The following is a 25581-nucleotide window of genomic DNA, read 5'->3' as shown; positions in this document are numbered from 1 at the left end:
GTTTGATATAATGGTAGTTATGAATAGAATAAGAGTTAGTAAAAGGGTTGAAAAGAAGCTCGCCAAAGGTCTGGTTTTACTAGAAGCCAGTGATCTTGAGAATGTCAATCTTAAGGATCAGGAAGTAGAAGTGCAGAGTCAAGAAGGAATCTTTCTTGGGACTGCCTACCTTTCTCAGCAAAACAAGGGCTTGGGCTGGTTTGTTAGTAAGGACAAGGTGGCCTTCAATCAAGCTTTCTTTGAAACGCTGTTTAGACAAGCTAAAGAAAAGAGAAGAGCCTACTATCAAGATGATTTGACAACTGCCTTTCGTCTCTTCAACCAAGAGGGAGATGGCTTTGGCGGTCTGACAGTGGACCTTTATGGCGACTATGCTGTCTTTTCTTGGTATAACTCTTATGTTTATCAGATTCGTCAGACCATCTCAGAAGCCTTTAGACAGGTTTTTCCTGAGCTTTTAGGGGCCTATGAGAAGATTCGCTTTAAAGGATTGGACTATGAATCTGCCCATGTTTATGGTCAAGAAGCACCTGACTTTTTCACTGTTATGGAAAATGGGGTTCTGTATCAAGTATTTATGAATGATGGCTTGATGACAGGGATTTTCCTAGACCAGCATGAGGTTCGTGGTAGTCTGGTCGATGGTTTGGCTATGGGCAAATCCTTGCTCAATATGTTTTCCTACACAGCAGCATTTTCAGTAGCTGCAGCCATGGGAGGATCTAGCCAGACAACTTCTGTTGACCTAGCCAAACGTTCACGAGAATTGTCTCAAGCGCATTTTCAGGCAAATGGAATCAGCACAGACGAGCATCGTTTTATAGTCATGGATGTCTTTGAATATTTCAAGTATGCCAAGCGAAAAGGCTTGACCTACGATGTGATTGTACTAGATCCGCCTAGCTTTGCTCGGAACAAAAAACAGACCTTCTCTGTGGCCAAGGATTATCACAAGTTGATTTCCCAGAGTCTTGAGATTTTAAATCCGGGAGGGATTATCATTGCTAGTACCAATGCTGCCAATGTATCCCGCCAGAAATTTACAGAACAAATTGATAAAGGATTTGCAGGAAGAAGTTACCAGATTTTAAACAAATACGGTCTTCCAGCAGATTTCGCCTATAATAAAAAAGATGAAAGTAGTAATTACCTCAAGGTGATTAGTATGAAGGTTAGTAAATGAAATTAATCGTTTCAGTAATGCCAAGAAGTTTAGAGGAGGCTCAGGCTCTGGATGCCACGAGGTATCTGGATGCCGACATCATTGAATGGCGTGCCGACTATCTGCCTAAAGAAGCGATTTTGCAGGTGGCTCCAGCTATTTTTGAAAAATTTGCAGGTCGTGAGTTGGTTTTCACATTGCGAACTCGCTCTGAAGGGGGAGAAATCGACCTTTCTCCAGAAGAATATATCCATCTAATCAAGGAAGTGGCGCAACTCTATCAACCAGACTATATTGATTTTGAGTACTATAGCTACAAGGATGTTTTTGAGGAAATGCTGGACTTCCCAAATCTTGTTTTGAGTTACCATAATTTCCAAGAAACACCTGAAAACATGATGGAGATCTTGTCAGAGTTGACGAGCCTAAATCCAAAACTTGTTAAGGTTGCAGTGATGGCTCACACGGAGCAGGATGTGCTAGACTTGATGAACTATACACGGGGCTTTAAAACCCTCAATCCTGAACAGGAGTATGTGACTATTTCTATGGGCAAGGTGGGCAAGGTCTCTCGTATTACTGCGGATGTGACTGGTTCTAGCTGGTCTTTTGCCAGTCTGGATGAGGCTAGTGCCCCTGGTCAGATTTCTCTAGCCAACATGAAAAAAATCAGGGAGATTTTGGATGAAGCTTGATGGCTATACACGTTTAGCTGCAGTTGTTGCCAATCCTATTAAGCATTCTATTTCCCCCTTCATCCACAACAGCGCCTTTGAGGCGACAACTACCAACGGTGCTTATGTGGCTTGGGAGATTGAAGCGGGTGATTTGGCAGAAACAGTGGCCAATATTCGTCGCTACCAGATGTTTGGCATCAACCTGTCCATGCCCTATAAGGAGCAGGTGATTCCTTATTTGGATGGGCTGAGTGATGAAGCACGCTTGATTGGTGCGGTTAATACGGTTGTCAATGAGAATGGCAATTTAATTGGATATAATACAGATGGCAAGGGATTTTTTAAGAGCTTGCCTTCTTTTACAATTACAGGTAAGAAGATGACCATGCTGGGTGCAGGTGGTGCGGCCAAGTCTATCTTGGCACAAGCTATTTTGGATGGTGTCAGTCAGATTTCGCTCTTTGTTCGTTCAGTTTCCATGGAAAAAACAAGACCTTATCTAGACAAGTTACAGGAGCAAACAGGCTTTAAAGTGGACTTGTATGCTTTAGAAGATGTTCCTGAACTGCAAGCAAGGATTGCTGAGTCGGATTTACTTGTCAATGCGACAAGTGTAGGGATGGATGGTCAATCATCTCCAGTTCCTAAAAACATAGTCTTACCAGAAACTCTCCTAGTAGCTGATATCATTTACAAGCCTTTTGAAACGCCATTTTTGAAATGGGCCAGAAGTCAGGGCAATCCAGCGATCAATGGTCTGGGAATGTTGCTCTATCAAGCTGCAGAAGCTTTTCAACTGTGGACAGGCAAGGAAATGCCGACAGAAGAGATTTGGCAGTCCTTAACAGAAAAATACCAATAAAGAAAAGGAGATTCTCCTATGAAAATCAGAATCGATATTCCTCATCATCCTTATGATATTCAGATTGAAAAAGGTTGTCTGGCTCAGGCTGGTCAATGGTTGCGAGAACTCTGGCAACCACAAAAGGTAGTCATTGTGACAGATAACCATGTAGCTTCTCTTTATGCAGAGAAGGTCAAGCTCAGCCTAGAAGATGCTGGTTTTCAGGTAGCAGTATTTGACTTTTTAGAAGGCGAAGAAAGAAAGAATTTAACTACTGTTCAGAAAGTCTATGAATTCCTAGTTAAGCAGGGGTTGACTCGTAGCGATGGAATCGTGGCTCTTGGTGGCGGTGTCGTTGGAGATCTGGCTGGTTTTGTAGCCTCTACCTATATGAGGGGTATTCACTTTGTTCAGATTCCGACCAGCTTGACAGCTCAGGTGGATTCTTCTATCGGCGGAAAGACAGGTGTCAACACTCCATTTGCTAAAAATATGGTGGGGACCTTTGCCCAGCCCGACGGGGTTCTGATTGACCCACTTGTCCTTGAAACGCTTGGAAAAAGAGAGTTGATTGAAGGGATGGGGGAGGTCATCAAGTACGGCTTGATTGAGGATCCAGAACTTTGGGCTCTCTTGACGGAGCTGGATGGTTCTGTAGAGAGCATTCTGGAATATGCAGAGACCTTGATCGAATATTCTTGTCAGGTCAAGCGCAAGATGGTGGTTGAGGATGAGTTGGACAATGGTGTACGCCTTTACCTCAATTTTGGCCACACCATTGGTCATGCCATTGAAGCAACGGCCGGTTATGGAAAAGTCATGCATGGTGAAGCTGTGGCCATGGGAATGGTACAGATTTCCAAGGTTGCTGAGGAAAAAGGCCTCATGCCAGCTGGCATAACTCAGTCCATTACAGCTATGTGTCAGAAATTTGGCTTGCCTGTTGACTATGAAAACTGGGATGTTGATAAGCTTTATCAGGCTTTGACTCATGATAAGAAAGCGCGTGGTAATACCTTGAAATTGGTCTTGGTACCAGAGCTCGGTTCAGCGACTATTCACCCAGTTTCTCTGGAAGAGATGAAAGACTACTTGGTAAAATAAGGAGAGTGTATGAGATATTTAACTGCAGGAGAATCACACGGTCCCCGTCTGACGGCTATCATTGAAGGAATTCCAGCTGGACTTCCTTTGACAGCAGAGGACATCAATGAGGATTTGAAACGTCGTCAGGGTGGATACGGCCGCGGTGGTCGTATGAAGATTGAGAGCGACCAAGTTATCTTTACTTCGGGTGTTCGCCATGGGAAGACTACTGGGGCTCCCATTACCATGGATGTCATCAATAAGGACCACCAAAAATGGCTGGATATCATGTCTGCGGAGGACATTGAAGACCGCCTTAAAAGCAAACGGAAAATCACCCATCCACGTCCAGGTCATGCCGACTTGGTTGGGGGCATCAAGTACCGTTTTGATGATTTGCGTAATTCCTTGGAGCGTTCGTCAGCTCGTGAAACCACCATGCGGGTGGCAGTTGGCGCAGTAGCAAAACGCCTCTTGGCTGAGCTGGATATGGAGATTGCCAACCATGTCGTAGTCTTTGGTGGCAAGGAAATCGATGTTCCTGAGAATCTCACAGTTGCTGAGATTAAGGAAAGAGCTGCCCGGTCAGAAATTTCTATTGTCAACCAAGAAAGGGAACAGGAAATCAAGGATTATATTGACCAAATCAAACGTGACGGTGATACCATCGGTGGGATTGTGGAGACAGTCGTTGGAGGTGTTCCAGTTGGTCTTGGTTCCTATGTCCAATGGGACAGAAAATTGGATGCAAGATTGGCCCAAGCTGTTGTCTCTATCAATGCCTTTAAAGGGGTGGAATTTGGTCTTGGATTTGAGGCTGGTTATCGTAAAGGCAGCCAAGTCATGGATGAAATTCTCTGGTCTAAAGAAGACGGTTATACCCGCCGTACCAACAATCTAGGGGGCTTTGAAGGTGGTATGACTAATGGGCAACCCATTGTTGTTCGTGGTGTCATGAAACCCATTCCTACTCTCTACAAACCACTTATGAGTGTGGATATCGAAACCCACGAACCTTATAAGGCAACCGTTGAGAGAAGTGATCCGACCGCTCTTCCAGCAGCAGGTGTAGTTATGGAAGCTGTTGTGGCAACGGTTCTGGCACAAGAAATCCTTGAAAAATTCTCATCAGATAATCTAGAGGAATTAAAAGAAGCGGTAGCTAAACACCGAGACTATACAAAGAACTATTAAGGAGTTCCTATGGCAAAAACAGTCTATATCGCAGGTCTTGGATTGATTGGAGCCTCTATGGCCCTAGGTATCAAACGCGATCATCCAGATTATGAAATTTTAGGTTATAATCGCAGTCAAGCTTCGAGAGATATCGCCTTGAAAGAAGGCATGATTGACCGTGCAACGGATGATTTTGCCAGTTTTGCTCCTTTGGCAGATATCATCATCCTCAGCTTGCCAATAAAGCAAACCATTTCCTTTATTAAGGAGTTGGCCAACTTGGACTTGAAAGAAGGTGTCATTATTTCAGATGCTGGTTCGACCAAGTCAGCTATTGTAGATGCAGCGGAGAACTATTTGGCTGGCAAGTCTATTCGCTTTGTCGGGGCCCATCCCATGGCTGGTAGTCACAAGACAGGGGCTGCTTCTGCGGATGTTAATCTCTTTGAAAATGCCTATTATATCTTTACACCTTCGAGTCTGACAGGTCACGATACGCTTGAGGAAATGAGGGACTTACTTTCAGGTCTTCATGCCCGTTTTATCGAGATTGATGCCAAGGAGCATGATCGGGTGACTTCTCAGATTAGCCATTTTCCTCATATTCTGGCTTCTAGTCTCATGGAACAGACCGCGGTTTATGCTCAAGAACATGAGATGGCAAGGCGCTTTGCGGCAGGTGGTTTTCGAGATATGACTCGGATTGCGGAAAGCGAGCCGGGAATGTGGACTTCCATTCTCTTGTCCAATCGTGAAACCATTCTGGATCGAATTGAGGATTTCAAGGAACGTTTAGATGAGGTTGGACAAGCCATCAGCAAGGGAGATGAGGAGCAGATTTGGAACTTTTTTAACCAAGCGCGTGAGCAACGTCAGGCCATGGAAATCCATAAGCGTGGTGGAGTGGACAGTTCTTACGACCTCTATGTCGATGTTCCCGATGAAGAAGATGTCATCCTGCGGATTTTGGAACTGCTACGTGGAACTTCCTTGGTTAACATCCACATCAACGAGGAAAACCGTGAGGATATTCATGGAATCCTACAAATTTCATTTAAAAATGCTCAAGACTTGGAAAGAGCTGAGCATCTCATAACAGAAAATACCGACTACACAGTCGTTGTCAAATAAGGAGAAAAATATGCCTAAAATAGAGCCTAGATTCATATTTGGTATTATCTTTATTTCTTTTATCTTACTTAGAGCTTACGCTGTTAAAAAGGATGTGAAAACTAGTTCAGAAGCAAGTGTTGAGACAAAAAATGAACCATCCAACAAGGAAATAAGTTAAGAGAAAACCAATTCAAAGTATTTAGACGATAGAATTATTAATGAGTTTATCAATAGCTATAATCAAAATTCTAATAACCCATTAGAAAATATCAAAAAAGGAAATATAAAAATAAAATATTTCGCATCAAGCTACGGATACTACTTGGAACTTTTACATGCAAATGATACTGATAAAATCAATGTAACAATAAATCAGACAAATGAAAATAGTGAATCTGGTGTTGTAGGAATGAAAGAAGTGTTTCATGATATTGTTAAATCGATTGAATCATCCTTATCTGATGATGAGATAAATAACTATTTTGATAATCTTATGTCAAATGAAATAAAAACATGTTCTAATTTAGGAACTTTGAAGATAGAGTATATACCAGATAAGGAATTAAGCAATGGACATTCAAGAGGTCATATAAAAGTTATTGCACAATAATAAAGATCACAGAGTGACTAGTAATTTTAAAAGAAATAAATAAGGAGAAAATCATGTCAAATATTTACGATAGTGCAAACGAACTCAGTCGCGGTCTACGCGAATTACCAGAATACAAGGCTGTCAAAGCAGCCAAAGATGCTATTTCAGCAGATGCTGAGGCAAGCAAAATTTTTACAGAATATGTTGCTTTCCAAGACGAAATTCAAAGACTAGCCCAGACAGGTCAAATGCCAGATGCTTCCTTCCAAGCTAAGATGGAAGGTTTTGGCAAGCAGATTCAGGGGAACAGCCTCTTGTCAGAATTCTTTACCAAGCAACAACAATTGGCAATTTACCTCTCTGACATTGAAAAAATTGTTTTTGAACCAGTTTCAGAATTGCTAAAATAAGAAAATAACTATCCTAAAGTCAGGAATTTTTGAGGAATTTCTGGCTTTTTATGATAAAATAAGTAAAAGTATTGCAAGTATGAGGTCCAGTATGAAACTAAAAACAAACATTAGCCACTTACATGGCAGTATCCGCGTACCAGGTGACAAGTCTATCAGCCACCGTTCCATTATCTTTGGAAGTTTGGCTGAGGGTGAGACAAAGGTTTATGATATTTTGCGTGGCGAGGACGTGCTCTCAACCATGCAGGTTTTTCGTGACCTTGGTGTTGAAATTGAGGATAAAGATGGGGTTATTACCATTCAAGGTGTCGGTATGGACGGCTTAAAAGCGCCGCAAAATGCCCTTGATATGGGAAATTCTGGCACCTCGATTCGTCTGATTTCAGGTGTCCTTGCTGGGGCCGACTTCGAAGTAGAAATGTTTGGAGATGATAGTCTTTCCAAACGTCCTATGGACCGTGTGACGATTCCATTGAAAAAAATGGGTGTTAACATTTCAGGGCAAACTGAGCGAGACTTGCCTCCCCTTCACTTAAAAGGGACGAAAAATTTAACACCTATTCAATATGAGTTGCCAATTGCCTCTGCCCAAGTCAAGTCAGCCTTGATGTTTGCGGCCTTGCAGGCTCAGGGGGAGTCTGTAATTATCGAAAAAGAGTGCACCCGTAATCATACTGAAGATATGTTGCAACAATTTGGTGGTCATTTGAGTGTGGAGGGCAAAAAAATCACAGTCCAAGGGCCACAAAAACTGACTGGACAAAAGGTGGTCGTACCAGGAGATATTTCCAGTGCAGCCTTTTGGTTAGTTGCTGGTTTGATTGTTCCAAATTCTCGTGTGGTGCTTAAGAATGTAGGTATTAACGAAACGCGTACAGGTATCATCGATGTCATTCGTGCCATGGGTGGAAAATTGGAAGTAACCGAAATGGACCCAGTGGCTAAATCTGCTACCTTAACTGTTGAGTCTTCTGACTTGAAAGGAACAGAGATTGGCGGTGCCTTGATTCCACGCCTGATTGATGAATTGCCAATTATTGCCCTGCTGGCGACCCAAGCCCAAGGTGTCACAGTTATCAAGGATGCTGAGGAACTCAAGGTTAAGGAAACAGATCGCATTCAGGTGGTAGCAGATGCTTTAAATAGTATGGGTGCGGATATCACACCTACGGCAGATGGAATGATTATCAAAGGAAAATCAGCCCTTCACGGTGCTAGAGTCAATACTTTTGGAGATCACCGTATCGGTATGATGACAGCCATCGCGGCCCTCTTGGTTGCAGATGGAGAAGTGGAGCTTGACCGTGCTGAGGCTATCAATACCAGCTATCCTAGCTTCTTTGATGATTTGGAGAACTTGATTCATGGCTAAGGTATTACTAGGATTTATGGGGGCTGGCAAATCGACTATTGCAAGAGGCTTGGACCCTAATTACCTTGATATGGATTCCCTGATTGAGAAACGCCTAGGTATGTCCATTACGAATTTTTTCGCTGAAAAGGGAGAAGCGGCCTTTCGTCAGATAGAATCAGAAGTCCTAGCTGATTTACTACAAAGAGATCAAGTCGTGTCAACTGGTGGAGGAGTGGTTATTTCTCAGAGAAATCGCAACTTACTCAAGACCAATTCTGATAACATCTACCTGAAAGCAGATTTTGAAACCCTCTACCAACGTATCGCAGCTGATAAGGACAATCAGCGTCCGCTTTTTCTAAATAATAGCAAGGAAGGATTAGCAGCTATTTTCCAAGAACGACAGGTTTGGTATGAGGAAGTAGCCAGTCGGGTTTTGGATGTGACCAAGCTAAGCCCAGATGAAATTATAGAGGAACTGAGATGAAAATTGCTTATCTAGGTCCCAAGGGATCATTTTCACACCACGTTGTGCAGACAGCTTTTCCTCATGAGGAATTGCAGGCCTTTGCCAATATTACAGATGTCATCAAGGCCTATGAGCAAGGCTTGGTGGACTATTCTGTGGTGCCAGTTGAAAATTCTATTGAGGGTAGTGTTCATGAAACCTTGGACTACCTTTTTCATCAGGCTCGCATTCAAGCAGTTGCAGAAATCGTTCAGCCTATTCATCAGCAGTTGATGGTGGTTCCAGGTCATACTAAGATTGAAAAGATTTTTTCTCATCCACAGGCCTTGGCTCAAGGAAAGAAATTCATCGATGAACAGTATCCAAATGCTCAAATTGAGGTGACAGCTAGTACAGCTTATGCGGCCCGCTTTATTTCCGAACATCCAGACCAGCCCTTTGCAGCAATTGCACCTAGAAGTTCTGCTGAAGAATATGGCTTGGAACTGATTGCCGAGGATATTCAGGAAATGGAAGCCAATTTCACACGATTCTGGGTTCTGGGAGCTGAAGGTGCAGCTATTCCCTTGCAAGCACAAACTGAGAAAATGAGTTTGGCATTGACCTTACCTGACAACCTTCCAGGTGCACTCTACAAGGCCCTGTCGACCTTTGCTTGGAGAGGAATTGACCTGACAAAAATTGAAAGTCGGCCACTCAAGACAGCACTGGGAGAATACTTTTTCATTATTGATGTGGATTATGCTGATAAGGACTTGGTCCACTTTGCCCAAAAAGAATTAGAAGCTATTGGAATCCAGTATAAAATTCTGGGTGCCTATCCTATTTATCCAATATCAGACCATGGAAAGGAGAGAAGATGAGTAAAGAAAATCCCTTAAGCCATCATGAGCAGTTGCGTTATGACTATCTACTTAAGAATATTCACTACCTCAATGAGCGAGAAAAAAAAGAGTTTGCTTACCTGCAAGATAAATTAAGTAAGGCAAGTAATGACGCCATCTCAGAAAGTCAGGAATTGACAGAGGATTATAGAAAGACAAGTGCTAACACTTCGATTCCTTCTTATAATATCCGTAGTCGTTCTGAGAGATACCAGAAAATCAATTCTCTTCCAAAGAAAAAAACTAAAAAGCGGAAGCTACGGTGGGGGCGCATTTTCGCAGGTTTACTGGCTATCTTAGCTTGTCTAACATTGGGTATGATTTTTATGTTCTTAAAAGGTTACACCAATGCTAATCCAGATAAAACTACCAATGCCCGAGCAGCTCAAGTAGAAGTCTTTAACGGTCAAGACACAAGAGATGGGGTTAATATTTTGATCATGGGTACAGATGGCCGAATCGGTCAAAATAGCGCTGAGACGCGGACGGACTCTATTATGGTATTAAATGTTGGCGGTTCGGATAAGAAAATTAAGCTGGTCAGCTTCATGCGTGACAATTTGGTTTATATAGACGGTTACAGTCAAGTCATTAACGGTAGAAAACAGACGGATAACAAGTTAAACGTAGCCTATGAGTTAGGAGAACAAGAGGGGCAAAAAGGGGCAGAAATGGTTCGTCAAGTTTTGAAAGATAATTTTGATTTGGACATTAAGTACTATGCCTTGGTCGATTTTCAGGCCTTTGCTACAGCGATTGACACACTTTTCCCTGATGGGGTGACAATTGATGCTCAATTTTCAACATTGAATGGGCGTCCACTAACAGAAGCTACAGTCGGAGATGATTTACACGCTACTGAGACTGAGTCTCCAACCCAAACCATCAAAGTCGGAAAACAGCAGATGAATGGCTCGACCTTGCTCAATTATGCTCGTTTCCGTGATGATGATGAGGCGGATTACGGCCGTACCAAAAGACAGCAACAAGTACTGACAGCAGTTCTTCAGCAAATCAAAGATCCAACCAAGCTCTTTACAGGCTCAGAGGCACTTGGCAAGGTATTCGCAATGACCTCAACGAATGTTCCTTATACCTTCCTGTTAACAAATGGCTTGTCTTTCCTAGGCGGAGTTCAAAATGGTATTGAAAAATTGACGATTCCAGAACTTGGTGACTGGGTAGATGCCTATGATGTTTATGGAGGCTTGGGCTTGCTTGTCGATCAAAATAAATATCAGAATAAATTGTCTCAGATGGGCTTGAGATAAGATAAGACAGAAAAATCAAAGTTTGATAGCTATTTGGATAGCAGTCAGGCTTTGATTTTTACAGTCTGCAATAGATTTTCACCCCCTATTTGTGGTATAATGGAACGATACGATAGAAAGAATAATGAACAATATGACTGATTTAAAAGCAATTCAGGCTCGAAGTCTAGAGATGGCTGAATATTTTGTGGCCTTTTGTAAAGAACATGATTTGCTCTGTTATCTCTGTGGAGGAGGTGCTATTGGTGCCCTTCGAAACAAGGGCTTTATTCCTTGGGATGACGACCTAGACTTTTTTATGCCTCGTAAGGATTATGAGAAATTAGCAGAATTATGGCCTCGTTATGCAGATGAGCGTTATTTCTTGTCAAAGAGTAACAAGGATTTTGTCGACCGCAATCTTTTTATTACCATTCGTGACAAGGAAACCACCTGTATCAAACCTTACCAGCAGGCTTTGAATTTACCACATGGTCTGGCCTTGGATGTGTTGCCTTTGGATTATTATCCGAAAAATCCAGCTGAGAGAAAGAAACAGGTTCGCTGGGCCTTGATTTATTCACTCTTTTGTGCGCAAACTATTCCAGAAAAACATGGCGCACTTATGAAGTGGGGAAGCCGCATTTTACTCGGTTTAACGCCGAAATCTCTACGTTATCGCATTTGGAAAAAAGCTGAGAAAGAAATGACCAAGTACAGTCTCGCTGAGAGCGATGGAATCACGGAATTATGCTCAGGTCCTGGCTACATGAGAAACAAGTACCCAATCGCATCTTTTGAAGATAATCTTTTCTTACCATTTGAAGGGACAGAGATGCCTATTCCAGTTGGCTACGATGCCTATCTCAGCACTGCTTTTGGGGATTATATGACACCTCCACCAGCAGATAAGCAGCTACCACATCATGATGCTGTCATCGCTGATATGGATAAGTCTTATACAGAATACAAGGGAGAATATGGAGCATGATGGGTGAAAAAATTAGCGTTATCGTTCCAGTCTACAATGTAGAAGCCTACCTGGAGCGATGTGTGGAGTCAATTCTTCATCAGACTTATACTAATTTTGAACTAATCCTAATAAATGATGGATCTACTGATTCCAGTGGACAAATCTGTGATCATTTAGCATATCAGTATGAAAATATCAAGGTTTACCATATCGAAAATGCTGGTGTTTCTAATGCCAGAAATATTGGAATTCAGCTAGCGACGGGTGTTTGGATAACTTTTGTTGATAGTGATGATTTCGTCACCAAGGATTACCTAGCTACTTTAGCTAGTGCAGTTGAGGGAGGAAATGTAGGTTTTGTGATTGCTCCTCTACATCATATCAAAAATGGAATAGTGACAGATTTACCCCCGTATTCTGGTAGAAAAGAACTTTGGTCAACAGAAGAAACCATGAAAGAATTACTGATGACCACTAAGACATCATTCTTTCCAGTCGCAAAACTATTTAAGAGAGACCTGCTGGTAGATGAGAAATTTAATACAGACTACCATCTAGCTGAAGATGCCTTATTTTTAACTGAATTGCTACTAAAGACAAGATGCAGTAGCGTATTTATTGACAAACCAATTTATTATTATGATCATCGTGAGGGAAGTGCGACAACATCTGTTAATCGGTATGTATTTGATACGATAGAAGTTTATAAGAACATTATTGCCCAAGTATCACAAGTATTTCCTAATTTAAAATATGAATTAAAAAATAGAGAATGTTGGTCATATATCACAGTCTACGATAAAATCATATTTACTTCATCTGAGCAGTATCAAAAGGAGAAAGTCGAACTAAGAACTTGGATTATTCAGCATCGACACGAAATATGGAAGGATACTTATTTCACCACATTTCGTAAGATAGCTGTCCTGTCACTTGTCTTTTCTCCATGGATATATAAAAAAATTGTTGGATTAAGAAACTAATATTATGAGAAGGAGTTGAAAATGAATTTTCCAATAATGAATGAATACTTTGAAAAATCAAAACTATGGGTTTCATATCTGTTTGTTTTTATTTCGATTTTAAGTATGAGTTCACTAGTTTATAAGATAGCCAATCCTCTTTATAAGGGATTATCAGCAATTGTATTGTTTTATATTTGCTATACATTATTGTTTAAGTGGAAAAAAATCATAGTGGATCGTAAATTTCTGTCCTTATTTGGTCTATTGGCTGGAAGTCATCTGTTATCAGCTATTTTTAATCGCTCTGGACATTTGATTGGAAATGTGATCGAGATCCTCTTTATGGTAACCTATATTTTATTATTTACCATGTTAGAATCAGGTCAATTAAAGAAATTATTTGATTGGATTTCTTACACTATTCAAATTATTTCTTTTTCTTCTGCTATATTTGCATTTACATTATTAGTAAGTAAAGTACTTATCCTATTTAAAATTGGACAGCAATCTTATTACTATGGTGTTATGAATGGGCGTTTGTGGGGAATTGTTAATCCCAATGCTAGTGCAATTTTTTCATATATTAGCATTGTTTTGGCTATGTATTTGATTCATAAAGGAAACAAATACTCTGTTTATCTAAAACTGAATAATGTGATTCAATTAGTTTACTTTGCAACCATGCAAAGTAGGGGTGCTTTATTATCTTTAGTGTTAATGATTGGGTTTTATAGTTTCTTTATTAACAGGGGCAAGTTAGCTAAGCGATTTCTAATCTTTATTGTTTCTGCTTTACTTGTTTCTGCTACTAACATCGGATTGAGTTATGTAACTTCTATTTACATATCTTCGGGGAAAGCGACTGTATTAGACTTAAATAAAGGACAATCTTATGCAGAAACAGATTCTTCAGTTATAAAAAAAACAGGCGAACTTCATCTAATAGAAACAACACCTAGTGGTAGAACTTATATTTGGAAAAATGCTATAAAAATGGGAAGTGCAAAACCAATTTTTGGTTATGGTGTACGGAATGTTCCAGATTATTACACAAAATATTTCAGTAAATTCGAAATTCAAAATTCTCTTATTGGTGGAAATTTCCATAACATTTTGGTAACGATATTTGTTAGTTCTGGAATTTTAGGTTTAGTATCCTTTCTCCTTATACTAGGATATATAATGAAACGTTTTTTGACTTATTTGATTGTTTCCAAAAAGAACTCTGAAAAGTTGATTATGATTCTTTTCTTTGGCATCTTGTTCGGTCAATTATTTGAAAGTCAGATTATGTATTCAACTAACTTTATCAATATTATCTTTTGGTTGATCATTGGTTATGGATTAGTTATTTGTAAACGTGATGAAGGTATTCGTTATCAGGAAGTAACTGATATTAGAGAGATTCAACAGATGGAACTAGGAATCATGGAATATATTCATGAAGTTTGTCAGAAAATTGGTGTCAAATATTTCCTAGCTTATGGCAGTCTTATCGGTGCGGTTCGTCACAAAGGTTTTATTCCTTGGGATGATGACATGGATATCTGTATGTTACGAGAAGATTATGAAAAGTTGCAAGACTATCTTATCGCTAACCCTGATGAACGTTACGAAGTGATGTCTTATAAAAATAATCTCAACTATGTTTATCCCTTTATGAAAGTTCAGGATAATCAAACTTATTTACTAGAAGAAGATGTTCGAATTGATTCCAATATGGGAATTTATGTAGATATTTTCCCTGTAGATGGTTACGAGGATGACTCGGTTTTTAAAGATAAAATGACGAGACTTATAAAAAAACGTCAATTAAGCTGTTATACATTTAAAGGGATTACCAATACTAAAAGTCTATTAAATTCTTTAATTCGCTATATATCGGTCATTATCTTCTATTTCACAAATACGAATAAGTATATTAGAGGCATTGATGATCTTGCTCAATCTAGAAAAGTAGATGATTACGAGTTGGTTGACTATCTTATTTATAAAGATATGAATAAACCAGTCTGGAAGCGAGAGTGGTTGAAACAAACTATTACGGGTGTATTCGAAGGTAAGGAATTTATGATTCCAAAAAACTATCATGAAATTCTGACCTCGGACTACGGAGATTACACGCAACTGCCACCAGTTGAGCTAAGGTTCTCTCATCATGATTTTCAATTGTGGAAGATTATTAAGGTATCCCAATGATGTCATTGAAATGAAGAAGCCATTAACTCGATGTAAAAAGATTAGGAGTGAATAATAGATGTCAGAGAAAATTTTGACTCTTGAAGAAATTAAACAAATTGAATTAGATATTTTAAACTATTTGCATAAATTGTGTGAGGAGCATGAAATCAAGTATTTTATTGATTTTGGAACCTTGCTAGGAGCTGTACGCCATAAAGGTTTTATTCCTTGGGATGATGATACCGACATTTCTTTGGCTCGAGATGAATTTGAAAAGCTCTATGAGATATTAAAAAATGAAAAACATCCCTACTACAGATTAATTTCATATAGAGAAACAAAAGGCTACCCTTATACATATATGAGAGTTTATGATGTGAGGACAAGAAGAGATGCTAATCTTTTAGATAAGTCGGTTGTTCTAGGTACTTGTGTTGATATTTTCCCATACGATGGGGTTGTTACAGATGAACGTGATAGAAAAAAGATGAGGCTTTATAAACAATTTATTCGACTTTCGTCTCTGAATTTTAAAGGAGTCAAAATAGATAATGGAGGTGTCAAAAATTTACCACGTTATTTTGCATCTACAATTTTTAGACTGACTTCTCCACAGAAATGGAATGAAAAATTAGAGAAGTTAGCTTTGCAATATGATGTTGAGCAGGCTACAGATCTTGCATGTACTACCTATGACTCTTACTATCCAAGTGGAATTAAGAAAGAGTGGTTATATGATACAATTGAAATGCCATATGAGAATATTCTTGTGAAGGTTCCTAGAAAATTCCATGAGATTTTAGTTTACGAGTTTGGTGAAGACTATATGACTCCTCCACCTATTGAAAATCAAAATCCAGGAACTGATAAAAATTACTGGATTGATTAATTTATGAGCAAGTTGCTTTGATTTGATAATTCGATAAAATAAATAACCTACCTATCTACTGGAATATTCCTTGTTTTAGATAGGTAGGTGATTTTTTTAATTTCTTTTAATCTTAGCAATAGCAAGATTGAGTGCATAATGGAATGTTTTATCTTTTGTGATAAAAAGTATCAAGAGATAGTAGATTCCACAGGTTGCAACAGTCGAGAGAACCATGAGTATCATATTGAGGTTGACTATATAAGAGTTGATTTGGAAAAGGAATTTAAACGCAAAATAGATCGGAATGAATCCGAGCGATACAATAGTATAGCGTGTTAAAGTAGTAAAGATTTCTTTTAAGTCAAGCAGATGATGTTTCTTGATAAAGTAAATTTCCAGTAGAACAACTACAGTTTCTGCAATAATAGTAGTAGCAATGTAATACTCTGGTGCGAAAATATTATTGAAATACAAGAGACTGTTGAGTAGGATATTAGCGCCGCCACCAATAAAGTAAAAGACTGTTAAACGATTTTCGTGGTCGTTGATGAAGATAATTTGTTTACCAAGGATTAACTCAATGGCCCAAATGATAGTACGAAAAGCGAAGACACTAGTCACAATACCAGCTTCAAGGTATTTTTCAGAAGAATAGATGACTGCAGCGTAGTTCCCTAATACCATAATCCCAATACTGGTTGGAATGATAAGGAAATAAAAGAGGGCGGCTCCTTGGTTTAGAAGATTTTTATAAGATTCGTAGTCTTTCTTACCGAGATAGTAGCCGAGACGTGGAATACTAACGTTGATAGCTCCACTCAAGACACTGGCAATCAACATGACGATGCTGGAAGCAATGGTATAATAAGAAATATAGTTTTCATCAGGTCCTTTGGTGATAAACATTCTATCAAGTAAGGTGTAGAGCATATTGGCATTAGCTAGAAGCAACATGGTCAAGAGTGGTTTAGATGCTTTGACTAATTCGACAAGACCAATCTTAACAAAGGAAACTTCTCGTTTAATCCAGAGAAAACTGAGTAGATAGTTGAGAATTGTCGTTGCACTCATGATGATTGCATAAGGTACGATATCATTTGGAGTTTTTACAAAGGTGAAGATAGCGACCAACATGGCAATACGAATAACCAATGTTTTGTATAAGATGAATGCATAATTTTCATAAGCTTCATTCATCCACTCGATATAAAGGAATTGGAAGAGAGCCTGGACACCAAGTATATAGTAGAGTTCTTTCAAATTTTCAATACTATTATCCAGATAAATAAATAGGAAATAGATACTTGTTGTTAGAACAGATGTAATAATGGAGATATAGAATAACTTAGAGAAAACATAGTTGATTTTATTTTTATCATCCTTGACCTTACTGATAGCTCGAATTCCGTAGTTATAGATTCCAAAGGCGGCTAAAGGAATGACAAAGCTAGCCCAGGTATTTGCGGTATTGAAATAACCGTAATTGGATTTGCTGAGAATCCGAGTCAGATAAGGATTGGTTATCAGCGGAAAAACGATATTGAGAACATTGACTAGTAAGCTAGCCAGTGCATTAACTTTTATATTTTTCATTGTACTTTCTTTCTTGTATTGTAAAATGGTCTCTAGTATTATATCACATTCTCGCTCCATTCTTTTGATAAAATCGTAAAAATCTAGTATAATAGATAGAACTGAAAGTATGAGGTTACTAGCAATGAAAATGAAACAAATTAGTGATACAACTTTGAAAATCACGATGTCTTTAGAAGATTTGATGGATCGAGGAATGGAGATTGCTGACTTTCTCGTTCCTCAAGAAAAAACAGAAGAGTTCTTTTATGCTATCTTGGATGAGTTAGAGATGCCTGAGAGCTTTTTGGATACAGGTATGTTGAGCTTCCGTGTGACTCCAAAACCTGATAAGGTTGATGTTTTTGTAACCAAATCAAAGATTGACCAAAATCTAGATTTTGAAGACTTATCGGATTTGCCAGACATGGAAGAATTGGCTCAAATGTCGCCAGATGAATTTATCAAAACCTTGGAAAAAAGCATCGCAGACAAAACTAAGGATGATATTGAAGCGATTCAATCTCTAGAGCAAGTAGAAGCCAAGGAAGAAGAGCATGAGCAGGCTGAACAAGAAGTTGAAGGCAAGAAAGAGCCTTACATCTACTACATCCTTTCTTTTGCAAAATTAGCTGACTTGGTAGCTTTTGCCCAGACAGTGACTTTTGAGATGGAAACTTCTGAACTCTACAAAGTGAATGAGCGCTATTATTTAACCATTTTAGTGGATATTGAAAATCATCCAAGTCCATATCCAGCTTGGCTTTTGGCCCGTATGCGCGAGTTTGCGGATGATAGTGACATCAGTCGTTCAGTCTTGCAAGAGTATGGTCAAGTCTTGATGAATCACGATGCAGTACTTAATCTGAAAAAAATTGGATAATCATTTCTGGAAAGCTATTTCTAGATTTTAAGAAGAGCGAATCATCTGATTCGTTTTTTTCTAGACTGAAATAGTGATTTACTATAATAGGAATTTTCACAAAATTCTGTTATAATGGCTATAATAGAAAATTTCGAGGAGACAAACATGACAGTTAAAATTGCTTTACTAGGATTTGGTACCGTTGCAAGTGGTGTGCCTTTCCTCCTAAAGGAAAATGGAGAAAAAATCAATCAATCAGCACATTCAGATATTGAAGTTGCTAAGGTATTGGTCAAGGACGAAGATGAAAAGAACCGCTTGCTTGCAGCAGGGAATGACTTTAACTTTGTAACCAATGTGGATGACATTTTGTCAGATCAAGACATTACGATCGTAGTGGAATTGATGGGGCGTATCGAACCAGCTAAAACCTTTATCACTCGTGCCTTGGAGGCTGGCAAACACGTTGTTACTGCCAACAAGGACCTTTTGGCTGTCCATGGCGCAGAATTGCTAGAAATCGCTAAAGCTAACAAGGTAGCACTTTACTATGAAGCAGCAGTAGCTGGTGGGATTCCAATTCTTCGTACTTTAGCAAATTCCTTGGCTTCTGATAAAATTACGCGTGTGCTTGGTGTAGTCAACGGAACTTCCAACTTCATGATGACCAAGATGGTGGAAGAAGGATGGTCTTACGACGATGCTCTTGCGGAAGCACAAAGACTAGGTTTTGCAGAAAGTGACCCTACAAATGACGTAGATGGGATTGATGCAGCCTACAAGATGGTGATTTTGAGCCAATTTGCCTTTGGCATGAAGGTTGCCTTTGACGATGTGGCTCACAAGGGAATCCGCAACATCACACCAGAAGATGTAGCTGTGGCTCAAGAGCTTGGTTATGTAGTGAAATTGGTTGGTTCTATCGAGGAAACTCCTTCAGGTATTGCTGCAGAAGTAACTCCAACCTTCCTACCTAAATCACACCCACTTGCTAGTGTGAATGGCGTAATGAACGCTGTCTTTGTAGAATCTATTGGTATTGGTGAGTCTATGTACTACGGACCAGGTGCTGGTCAAAAACCAACAGCAACAAGTGTTGTAGCAGATATTGTCCGTATCGTTCGTCGCTTGAATGATGGTACCATTGGCAAAGATTTCAACGAATACAGCCGTGACTTGGTCTTGGCAAATGCTGAAGATGTCAAAGCTAATTACTACTTCTCAATCTTGGCTCCAGACTCAAAAGGTCAGGTCTTGAAATTGGCTGAAATCTTCAATGCTCAAGATATTTCCTTCAAGCAAATCCTCCAAGATGGAAAAGAAGGTGACAAGGCGCGTGTTGTTATCATCACACACAAGATTAATAAAGCCCAGCTTGAAAATGTCTCAGCTGAATTGAAGAAGGTTTCAGAATTCGACCTCTTAAATACCTTCAAGGTGCTAGGAGAATAAGATGAAGATTATTGTACCTGCAACCAGTGCCAATATCGGGCCAGGTTTTGACTCGGTCGGTGTAGCTGTAACCAAGTATCTTCAAATTGAGGTATGTGAAGAACGGGATGAGTGGCTGATTGAACATCAGATTGGCAAATGGATTCCCCACGACGAGCGTAACCTCTTGCTCAAAATCGCTTTACAAATTGTACCAGACTTGCAGCCAAGACGTTTGAAAATGACCAGTGATGTTCCCTTGGCGCGTGGTTTGGGTTCTTCCAGCTCTGTTATTGTAGCTGGGATTGAACTAGCCAACCAACTGGGTCAGCTCAACTTGTCTGATCATGAAAAATTGCAGTTGGCGACCAAGATTGAAGGACATCCTGACAATGTGGCTCCAGCCATTTATGGTAATCTCGTTATTGCAAGTTCCGTTGATGGGCAAGTTTCTGCTATCGTAGCAGATTTCCCAGAGTGTGATTTCCTAGCCTACATTCCAAACTATGAATTGCGTACTCGAGACAGCCGTGGCGTCTTGCCTAAGAAATTGTCTTACAAGGAAGCTGTTGCGGCCAGTTCTATCGCCAATGTGGCGGTTGCGGCCTTGTTGGCAGGAGACATGGTGACCGCTGGGCAAGCAATCGAGGGAGATCTCTTCCACGAGCGCTATCGTCAGGACTTGGTGAGAGAATTTGCGACGATTAAGCAAGTGGCCAAAGAAAATGGTGCCTATGCAACCTACCTCTCTGGTGCTGGGCCGACAGTTATGGTTTTGGCTTCTCATGACAAGATGCCAACGATTAAGGCAGAATTGGAAAAGCAACCTTTCAAAGGAAAACTTCATGACTTGAAGGTTGATACCCAAGGTGTCCGTGTCGAAGCAAAATAAAGAATAGAAGATAGGATGGGGAAACTCTCGACCAGAGGGCTTCCTATCCTTTTTTTGAAAAGAAGTTTATACTCAATGAAAATCAAAGAGCAAACTAGGAACCTAGCCGCAGGTTGCTCAAAGCACTGCTTTGAGGTTGTAGATAAGACTGACGAAGTCAGCTCAAAACAGTGTTTTGAGGTTGTGAATAGAACTGACGAAGTTAGCTCAAAATACTATTTTGAGGTTGCAGATGTAAGCTGACGTGGTTTGAAGAGATTTTCGAAGAGTATTAGTTAAAAACTTGATAAAGGAGAAACGAAGATGGCAGAAATATATTTAGCAGGTGGTTGTTTTTGGGGTTTAGAGGAGTATTTTTCACGTATTTCTGGAGTGCTAGCAACCAGTGTTGGCTACGCTAATGGTCAAGTCGAAACGACCAATTACCAGCTGCTCAAGGAAACAGACCATGCAGAAACGGTTCAGGTAATTTATGATGAGAAGGCAGTGTCACTCAGAGAGATTTTACTTTATTATTTCCGTGTCATCGACCCTTTATCCATCAATCAACAAGGGAATGACCGTGGTCGCCAATATCGAACTGGGATTTATTACCAGGACGAAGCAGACTTGCCAGCTATCTACACAGTGGTGCAGGAGCAGGAGCGTATGCTTGGGCGAAAGATTGCAGTAGAGGTGGAAAAACTTCGCCACTATATTTTAGCTGAAGATTACCACCAAGACTATCTCAAGAAAAATCCTTCAGGTTACTGTCATATCGATGTGACCGATGCTGATAAGCCATTGATTGATGCCTCTAACTATGAAAAGCCTAGTCAAGAAGTGTTAAAGGAAAGCTTAACTGAAGAGTCCTATCGTGTCACCCAAGAAGCTGCTACAGAGGCTCCATTTACCAATGTCTATGATCAAACCTTTGAAGAGGGAATTTATGTAGACATCACGACGGGTGAGCCACTCTTTTTTGCCAAGGATAAGTTTGCCTCAGGTTGTGGTTGGCCAAGTTTTAGCCGTCCGATTTCCAAGGAATTGATTCATTATTACAAGGATCTCAGCCATGGAATGGAGCGAATTGAGGTTCGTTCTCGGTCAGGAAATGCTCACTTGGGTCATGTTTTCACAGATGGACCGCGTGAGTTTGGTGGCCTCCGTTACTGTATCAATTCTGCTTCCTTGCGTTTTGTGGCCAAGGATGAGATGGAAAAAGCAGGATATGGCTATCTACTGCCATACTTAAACAAATAAAACAGAGAGGGTGGGTACTTCCCACTTTCTTGATTTCTAGAATACGAATAGAAGGGATTTATGAAACACCTATTATCTTACTTTAAACCCTATTTCAAGGAATCGATTTTAGCACCTTTGTTCAAGCTACTAGAAGCTGTGTTTGAGCTCTTGGTTCCCATGGTGATTGCTGGGATTGTTGACCAATCCTTGCCCCAGAGAAATCAAGGACATCTCTGGATGCAGATTGGCCTGCTTCTTATCTTTGCAGTGATTGGTGTTGTAGTGGCCTTAATAGCCCAGTTCTACTCAGCTAAGGCTGCGGTGGGTTTTGCCAAAGAACTGACAGACGACCTTTATCGTCATATTCTTTCCCTACCCAAGGATAGCAGAGATCGTCTGACAACTTCTAGCTTGGTGACTCGCTTGACTTCGGATACCTACCAGATTCAGACTGGTATCAATCAATTCCTGCGTCTCTTTTTACGAGCGCCTATTATCGTTTTTGGGGCAATCTTTATGGCCTATCGAATCTCAGCTGAGCTGACTTTCTGGTTCTTGGTCATGGTTGTCATTCTGACCATTGTTATTGTAGGGCTCTCTCGATTAGTCAATCCTCTCTACAGTAGTCTCAGAAGGAAAACGGACCAGCTTGTTCAGGAAACGCGCCAGCAATTACAAGGGATGCGAGTTATTCGGGCTTTTGGTCAAGAAAAACGAGAGTTACAGATTTTTCAAACCCTAAATCAAGTTTATGCAAGATTGCAAGAAAAAACAGGTTTCTGGTCTAGTTTATTAACACCTCTGACCTATATAATTGTTAATGGAACCCTCCTTATTATTATCTGGCAAGGCTATATTTCTATTCAAGGAGGATTGCTAAGTCAAGGTGCTCTCATTGCCCTTATCAATTATCTCTTGCAGATTTTGGTGGAATTGGTTAAGCTCGCCATGCTGATAAATTCTCTCAACCAGTCCTACATCTCAGCCAAGCGAATCGAGGAAGTCTTTGCCGAAACTCCAGAAGATATCCATTCAGAATTAGAGAAAAAGCAAGTTACCAGCAATCAGGTTTTACAAGTTCAAGAACTGACCTTTACCTATCCTGATGCGGCCCAGCCTTCTCTGAGAGACATTTCCTTTGATATGAAGCAAGGGCAAATCCTTGGTATTATTGGGGGAACGGGTTCTGGTAAATCAAGTTTGGTGCAACTCATTCTTGGACTTTATCCAGCAGACAAGGGGAGCATTGACCTTTATCGAGATGGATCTAGTCCTCTTAATTTGGAGCAGTGGCGGTCTTGGATTGCCTATGTGCCCCAAAAAGTAAAACTCTTTAAGGGAACTATTCGTTCCAACTTAACTTTGGGTTTAAATCAAGAAGTGACTGATCAAGAACTCTGGCAAGCCTTGGAAATCGCGCAAGCTAAGGATTTTGTCAGTGAAAAGGAAGGACTCTTGGATGCCCTAGTTGAGGAAGGAGGGCGAAATTTCTCGGGCGGTCAAAAACAAAGGTTGTCTATCGCCCGCGCAGTCCTGCGCCAAGCTCCGTTTCTCATCTTAGATGATGCAACTTCGGCCCTCGACACCATTACCGAGTCCAAGCTCTTGAGAGCTATTCGAGAAAATCTGCCAAATACGAGCTTAATCTTGATTTCTCAACGGACTTCGACACTCCAGATGGCTGACCAGATTCTCCTCTTAGAAAAAGGAGAGCTCCTAGCTATCGGCAAGCATGAGGACTTGATGAAGACTAGTCAAGTCTATCGTGAAATCAATGCATCCCAACATGGAAAGGAGGACTAGCATGAGACGAGAAACTGCAAATCAAACACTCACACGTTTGGTCAAAGATTTAGCAAGCCATCCCTTCCTCCTTTTCCTAGCCTTTCTAGGAACTATTGCCCAGGTAGGCTTATCAATTTATCTTCCTATCTTGATTGGGCAGGTCATTGACCAAGTCCTGGTGGCTGGTTCTTCACCATTTTTTTGGCAGATTTTTCTCCAAATGATCTTGGTGGTCATAGGAAATACCCTTGTACAGTGGGTCAATCCTCTTCTCTATAATCGCCTAATCTTCTCTTATACCAGAGACTTGCGAGAGCAAATCATCCATAAGCTCCATCGTTTACCGATTGCCTTTGTGGATCGACAAGGAAGTGGAGAGATGGTTAGTCGTGTAACTACGGATATAGAACAGTTATCAGCTGGTTTGACCATGATTTTTAACCAATTTTTCATTGGTGTCTTGATGATTTTAGTCAGCATTCTAGCCATGATTCAAATTCATCTCCTCATGACTCTTTTGGTCTTGCTGTTGACGCCACTGTCTATGGTGATTTCACGCTTTATTGCTAAACGCTCCTATCATCTCTTCCAAAAGCAAACAGAGACGAGGGGAATTCAGACTCAGTTGATTGAAGAATCGTTGAGCCAGCAGACCATTATCCAGTCCTTTAATGCTCAAACAGAGTTTATCCAAAGACTGCATGAGGCGAATAACAATTACTCAGCGTATTCTCAGTCAGCCATCTTTTATTCATCAACGGTTAATCCTTCGACTCGCTTTGTCAATGCGCTCATTTATGCGCTTTTAGCTGGAGTAGGAGCTTATCGTATCATGATGGGTTCAACCTTGACCATCGGTCGTTTAGTGACTTTTTTGAATTACGTCCAACAGTACACCAAGCCCTTTAACGATATTTCTTCAGTTCTAGCTGAGTTGCAAAGTGCTCTGGCTTGTGCAGAGCGCGTCTATGCTGTCTTAGAAAGTCCTGAGGTAGCTGAAACAGGTAAGGAAGTCTTGACCAGTGACCAAGTCAAGGGAGCCATTTCCTTTAAACAGGTCTCTTTTGGCTACCATCCAGAAAAGATCTTGATTAAGGACTTGTCTATCGATATCCCAGCTGGTAGTAAGGTAGCCATCGTTGGTCCGACAGGTGCTGGTAAGTCAACTCTTATCAATCTCCTCATGCGTTTTTATCCTATTAACTCGGGAGATATCTTGCTAGACAACCAATCCATTTACGACTATACCCGAGCATCATTGAGACAGCAGTTTGGAATGGTTCTACAAGAAACCTGGCTCAAGCAAGGAACCATTCATGACAATATTTCCTTTGGAAACCCTGATGCCAGTCGGGAGCAGGTGATTGCTGCTGCCAAAGCAGCCAATGCCGACTTTTTCATCCAACAGTTGCCGCAGGGTTACGATACCAGGTTGGAAAATGCTGGAGAATCTCTCTCTGTTGGTCAGGCCCAGCTTTTGACTATTGCCCGAATCTTTCTGGCTATTCCAAAGATTCTTATCTTAGACGAGGCGACTTCCTCCATTGATACACGGACAGAAGTATTGGTTCAGGATGCCTTTGCAAAACTCATGAAGGGGCGTACAAGCTTTATCATTGCCCACCGCTTGTCAACCATTCAGGATGTGGATATGATTCTAGTCTTGGTGGATGGCGACATTGTTGAATATGGTAACCATCAGGAACTCATTGCTCGAAAGGGTAAGTATTACCAAATGCAGCAAGCTGCGGCTTTCAGTTCTGAATAATCCTTTCTACTTTGAAATCTTATGGACAAAAAAA

General features: G+C 40.4%; 25 protein-coding genes. 24 read left to right on the top strand and 1 reads right to left on the bottom strand.

The features are described from left to right. The first annotated feature begins 19 nt into the window (after positions 1-19). The 17 genes from ACWPV5_RS05400 (at position 20) to ACWPV5_RS05320 (ending at position 16028) form a co-directional block, all read left to right on the top strand. Complete coding sequence (locus ACWPV5_RS05400; protein WP_454382701.1) at positions 20-1183, top strand: class I SAM-dependent rRNA methyltransferase; 1164 nt, start codon at positions 20-22, stop codon at positions 1181-1183. Beyond that, on the top strand, positions 1180-1857 hold the full coding sequence (gene aroD / locus ACWPV5_RS05395) for a type I 3-dehydroquinate dehydratase (RefSeq protein ID WP_000767765.1): 678 nt from the start codon (positions 1180-1182) through the stop codon (positions 1855-1857). The genes ACWPV5_RS05400 and aroD overlap by 4 nt, the downstream gene beginning before the upstream one ends. Continuing rightward, a complete protein-coding gene (locus ACWPV5_RS05390) occupies positions 1847-2701 on the top strand; it encodes a shikimate dehydrogenase (protein ID WP_454382699.1) in 855 nt (284 codons plus the stop codon). Before aroD ends, ACWPV5_RS05390 begins: the two co-directional genes overlap by 11 nt. Before the next feature lie 18 nt (positions 2702-2719). Further along, on the top strand, positions 2720-3787 hold the full coding sequence (aroB, locus tag ACWPV5_RS05385) for a 3-dehydroquinate synthase (RefSeq protein ID WP_261045893.1): 1068 nt from the start codon (positions 2720-2722) through the stop codon (positions 3785-3787). A 9-nt stretch (positions 3788-3796) separates the two neighbouring features. After that, on the top strand, positions 3797-4963 hold the full coding sequence (gene aroC, locus ACWPV5_RS05380) for a chorismate synthase (RefSeq protein ID WP_261045891.1): 1167 nt from the start codon (positions 3797-3799) through the stop codon (positions 4961-4963). A gap of 9 nt (positions 4964-4972) precedes the next feature. Then, positions 4973-6076 carry a prephenate dehydrogenase gene (locus tag ACWPV5_RS05375; protein WP_219966807.1) on the top strand — a complete coding sequence of 368 codons (1104 nt, stop codon included), beginning with the start codon at positions 4973-4975 and terminating at the stop codon, positions 6074-6076. A 10-nt stretch (positions 6077-6086) separates the two neighbouring features. Then, positions 6087-6236, top strand: coding sequence for a hypothetical protein (locus ACWPV5_RS05370; RefSeq protein ID WP_196229775.1), 150 nt, complete (start codon positions 6087-6089; stop codon positions 6234-6236). A 144-nt stretch (positions 6237-6380) separates the two neighbouring features. Then, positions 6381-6668, top strand: a complete 288-nt coding sequence (locus ACWPV5_RS05365) for a hypothetical protein (protein WP_261076829.1) — start codon at positions 6381-6383, stop codon at positions 6666-6668. 53 nt (positions 6669-6721) lie between these two features. Continuing rightward, positions 6722-7060: a YlbF/YmcA family competence regulator gene (locus tag ACWPV5_RS05360; protein ID WP_049542908.1), complete on the top strand. Its 339-nt coding sequence runs from the start codon at positions 6722-6724 to the stop codon at positions 7058-7060. A gap of 91 nt (positions 7061-7151) precedes the next feature. Further along, positions 7152-8435 (top strand): 3-phosphoshikimate 1-carboxyvinyltransferase, encoded by a 1284-nt coding sequence (gene aroA / locus ACWPV5_RS05355; protein WP_454382695.1) that lies wholly within the window; start codon positions 7152-7154, stop codon positions 8433-8435. Beyond that, entirely contained in the window at positions 8428-8904 is a 477-nt protein-coding gene (locus ACWPV5_RS05350; protein ID WP_454382693.1) for a shikimate kinase, read from the top strand. Before aroA ends, ACWPV5_RS05350 begins: the two co-directional genes overlap by 8 nt. Continuing rightward, entirely contained in the window at positions 8901-9749 is an 849-nt protein-coding gene (pheA, locus tag ACWPV5_RS05345; RefSeq protein WP_454382691.1) for a prephenate dehydratase, read from the top strand. Before ACWPV5_RS05350 ends, pheA begins: the two co-directional genes overlap by 4 nt. Continuing rightward, positions 9746-11041, top strand: a complete 1296-nt coding sequence (locus ACWPV5_RS05340; protein WP_219966801.1) for an LCP family protein — start codon at positions 9746-9748, stop codon at positions 11039-11041. The genes pheA and ACWPV5_RS05340 overlap by 4 nt, the downstream gene beginning before the upstream one ends. A 124-nt stretch (positions 11042-11165) precedes the next feature. After that, positions 11166-12011: a LicD family protein gene (locus ACWPV5_RS05335; protein WP_219966800.1), complete on the top strand. Its 846-nt coding sequence runs from the start codon at positions 11166-11168 to the stop codon at positions 12009-12011. Continuing rightward, on the top strand, positions 12008-12976 hold the full coding sequence (locus tag ACWPV5_RS05330; RefSeq protein WP_219966799.1) for a glycosyltransferase family 2 protein: 969 nt from the start codon (positions 12008-12010) through the stop codon (positions 12974-12976). The genes ACWPV5_RS05335 and ACWPV5_RS05330 overlap by 4 nt, the downstream gene beginning before the upstream one ends. 21 nt (positions 12977-12997) lie before the next feature. Beyond that, positions 12998-15157 carry a LicD family protein gene (locus ACWPV5_RS05325; protein WP_219966798.1) on the top strand — a complete coding sequence of 720 codons (2160 nt, stop codon included), beginning with the start codon at positions 12998-13000 and terminating at the stop codon, positions 15155-15157. Between the two features lie 58 nt (positions 15158-15215). After that, positions 15216-16028, top strand: a complete 813-nt coding sequence (locus ACWPV5_RS05320) for a LicD family protein (protein WP_219966797.1) — start codon at positions 15216-15218, stop codon at positions 16026-16028. A 96-nt stretch (positions 16029-16124) separates the two neighbouring features. Here the strand turns inward: ACWPV5_RS05320 and ACWPV5_RS05315 are convergent, their stop codons facing one another. Beyond that, on the bottom strand, positions 16125-17603 hold the full coding sequence (locus ACWPV5_RS05315; RefSeq protein WP_219966796.1) for an oligosaccharide flippase family protein: 1479 nt from the start codon (positions 17601-17603) through the stop codon (positions 16125-16127). Positions 17604-17727: 124 nt separating this feature from the next. On the opposite strand from ACWPV5_RS05315, the gene mecA reads away from it, so the two are divergent. The 7 genes from mecA to ACWPV5_RS05280 all read left to right on the top strand — a co-directional run bounded on the left by mecA (position 17728) and on the right by ACWPV5_RS05280 (position 25547). Next, positions 17728-18465 (top strand): adaptor protein MecA, encoded by a 738-nt coding sequence (gene mecA / locus ACWPV5_RS05310; protein ID WP_219966952.1) that lies wholly within the window; start codon positions 17728-17730, stop codon positions 18463-18465. Positions 18466-18612: 147 nt separating this feature from the next. After that, entirely contained in the window at positions 18613-19899 is a 1287-nt protein-coding gene (locus ACWPV5_RS05305) for a homoserine dehydrogenase (RefSeq protein WP_265526358.1), read from the top strand. A gap of 1 nt (position 19900) precedes the next feature. After that, entirely contained in the window at positions 19901-20770 is an 870-nt protein-coding gene (gene thrB, locus ACWPV5_RS05300; RefSeq protein ID WP_024057159.1) for a homoserine kinase, read from the top strand. Between the two features lie 75 nt (positions 20771-20845). Continuing rightward, positions 20846-21013 (top strand): hypothetical protein, encoded by a 168-nt coding sequence (locus tag ACWPV5_RS05295; RefSeq protein ID WP_261070549.1) that lies wholly within the window; start codon positions 20846-20848, stop codon positions 21011-21013. A gap of 60 nt (positions 21014-21073) precedes the next feature. Beyond that, on the top strand, positions 21074-22012 hold the full coding sequence (msrB, locus tag ACWPV5_RS05290) for a peptide-methionine (R)-S-oxide reductase MsrB (RefSeq protein ID WP_219966794.1): 939 nt from the start codon (positions 21074-21076) through the stop codon (positions 22010-22012). A 60-nt stretch (positions 22013-22072) separates the two neighbouring features. Further along, a complete protein-coding gene (locus ACWPV5_RS05285) occupies positions 22073-23797 on the top strand; it encodes an ABC transporter ATP-binding protein/permease (RefSeq protein ID WP_261043444.1) in 1725 nt (574 codons plus the stop codon). Between the two features lies 1 nt (position 23798). Beyond that, positions 23799-25547: an ABC transporter ATP-binding protein gene (locus ACWPV5_RS05280; RefSeq protein WP_219966792.1), complete on the top strand. Its 1749-nt coding sequence runs from the start codon at positions 23799-23801 to the stop codon at positions 25545-25547. Positions 25548-25581: the final 34 nt, after the last annotated feature.

It is taken from the genome of Streptococcus sp. Marseille-Q7156 (genome assembly GCF_965119495.1).
This window is presented reverse-complemented; position numbering and strand designations above follow the sequence as displayed.

Bases quoted from the DNA above. Each gene is read 5' to 3' on its own strand.
- ACWPV5_RS05400 (WP_454382701.1), top strand. From the start codon at position 20: ATGAATAGAATAAGAGTTAGTAAAAGGGTTGAAAAGAAGCTCGCCAAA.
- aroD (WP_000767765.1), top strand. From the start codon at position 1,180: ATGAAATTAATCGTTTCAGTAATGCCAAGAAGTTTAGAGGAGGCTCAG.
- ACWPV5_RS05390 (WP_454382699.1), top strand. From the start codon at position 1,847: ATGAAGCTTGATGGCTATACACGTTTAGCTGCAGTTGTTGCCAATCCT.
- aroB (WP_261045893.1), top strand. From the start codon at position 2,720: ATGAAAATCAGAATCGATATTCCTCATCATCCTTATGATATTCAGATT.
- aroC (WP_261045891.1), top strand. From the start codon at position 3,797: ATGAGATATTTAACTGCAGGAGAATCACACGGTCCCCGTCTGACGGCT.
- ACWPV5_RS05375 (WP_219966807.1), top strand. From the start codon at position 4,973: ATGGCAAAAACAGTCTATATCGCAGGTCTTGGATTGATTGGAGCCTCT.
- ACWPV5_RS05370 (WP_196229775.1), top strand. From the start codon at position 6,087: ATGCCTAAAATAGAGCCTAGATTCATATTTGGTATTATCTTTATTTCT.
- ACWPV5_RS05360 (WP_049542908.1), top strand. From the start codon at position 6,722: ATGTCAAATATTTACGATAGTGCAAACGAACTCAGTCGCGGTCTACGC.
- aroA (WP_454382695.1), top strand. From the start codon at position 7,152: ATGAAACTAAAAACAAACATTAGCCACTTACATGGCAGTATCCGCGTA.
- ACWPV5_RS05350 (WP_454382693.1), top strand. From the start codon at position 8,428: ATGGCTAAGGTATTACTAGGATTTATGGGGGCTGGCAAATCGACTATT.
- pheA (WP_454382691.1), top strand. From the start codon at position 8,901: ATGAAAATTGCTTATCTAGGTCCCAAGGGATCATTTTCACACCACGTT.
- ACWPV5_RS05340 (WP_219966801.1), top strand. From the start codon at position 9,746: ATGAGTAAAGAAAATCCCTTAAGCCATCATGAGCAGTTGCGTTATGAC.
- ACWPV5_RS05335 (WP_219966800.1), top strand. From the start codon at position 11,166: ATGAACAATATGACTGATTTAAAAGCAATTCAGGCTCGAAGTCTAGAG.
- ACWPV5_RS05330 (WP_219966799.1), top strand. From the start codon at position 12,008: ATGATGGGTGAAAAAATTAGCGTTATCGTTCCAGTCTACAATGTAGAA.
- ACWPV5_RS05325 (WP_219966798.1), top strand. From the start codon at position 12,998: ATGAATTTTCCAATAATGAATGAATACTTTGAAAAATCAAAACTATGG.
- ACWPV5_RS05320 (WP_219966797.1), top strand. From the start codon at position 15,216: ATGTCAGAGAAAATTTTGACTCTTGAAGAAATTAAACAAATTGAATTA.
- ACWPV5_RS05315 (WP_219966796.1), bottom strand. From the start codon at position 17,603: ATGAAAAATATAAAAGTTAATGCACTGGCTAGCTTACTAGTCAATGTT.
- mecA (WP_219966952.1), top strand. From the start codon at position 17,728: ATGAAAATGAAACAAATTAGTGATACAACTTTGAAAATCACGATGTCT.
- ACWPV5_RS05305 (WP_265526358.1), top strand. From the start codon at position 18,613: ATGACAGTTAAAATTGCTTTACTAGGATTTGGTACCGTTGCAAGTGGT.
- thrB (WP_024057159.1), top strand. From the start codon at position 19,901: ATGAAGATTATTGTACCTGCAACCAGTGCCAATATCGGGCCAGGTTTT.
- ACWPV5_RS05295 (WP_261070549.1), top strand. From the start codon at position 20,846: ATGAAAATCAAAGAGCAAACTAGGAACCTAGCCGCAGGTTGCTCAAAG.
- msrB (WP_219966794.1), top strand. From the start codon at position 21,074: ATGGCAGAAATATATTTAGCAGGTGGTTGTTTTTGGGGTTTAGAGGAG.
- ACWPV5_RS05285 (WP_261043444.1), top strand. From the start codon at position 22,073: ATGAAACACCTATTATCTTACTTTAAACCCTATTTCAAGGAATCGATT.
- ACWPV5_RS05280 (WP_219966792.1), top strand. From the start codon at position 23,799: ATGAGACGAGAAACTGCAAATCAAACACTCACACGTTTGGTCAAAGAT.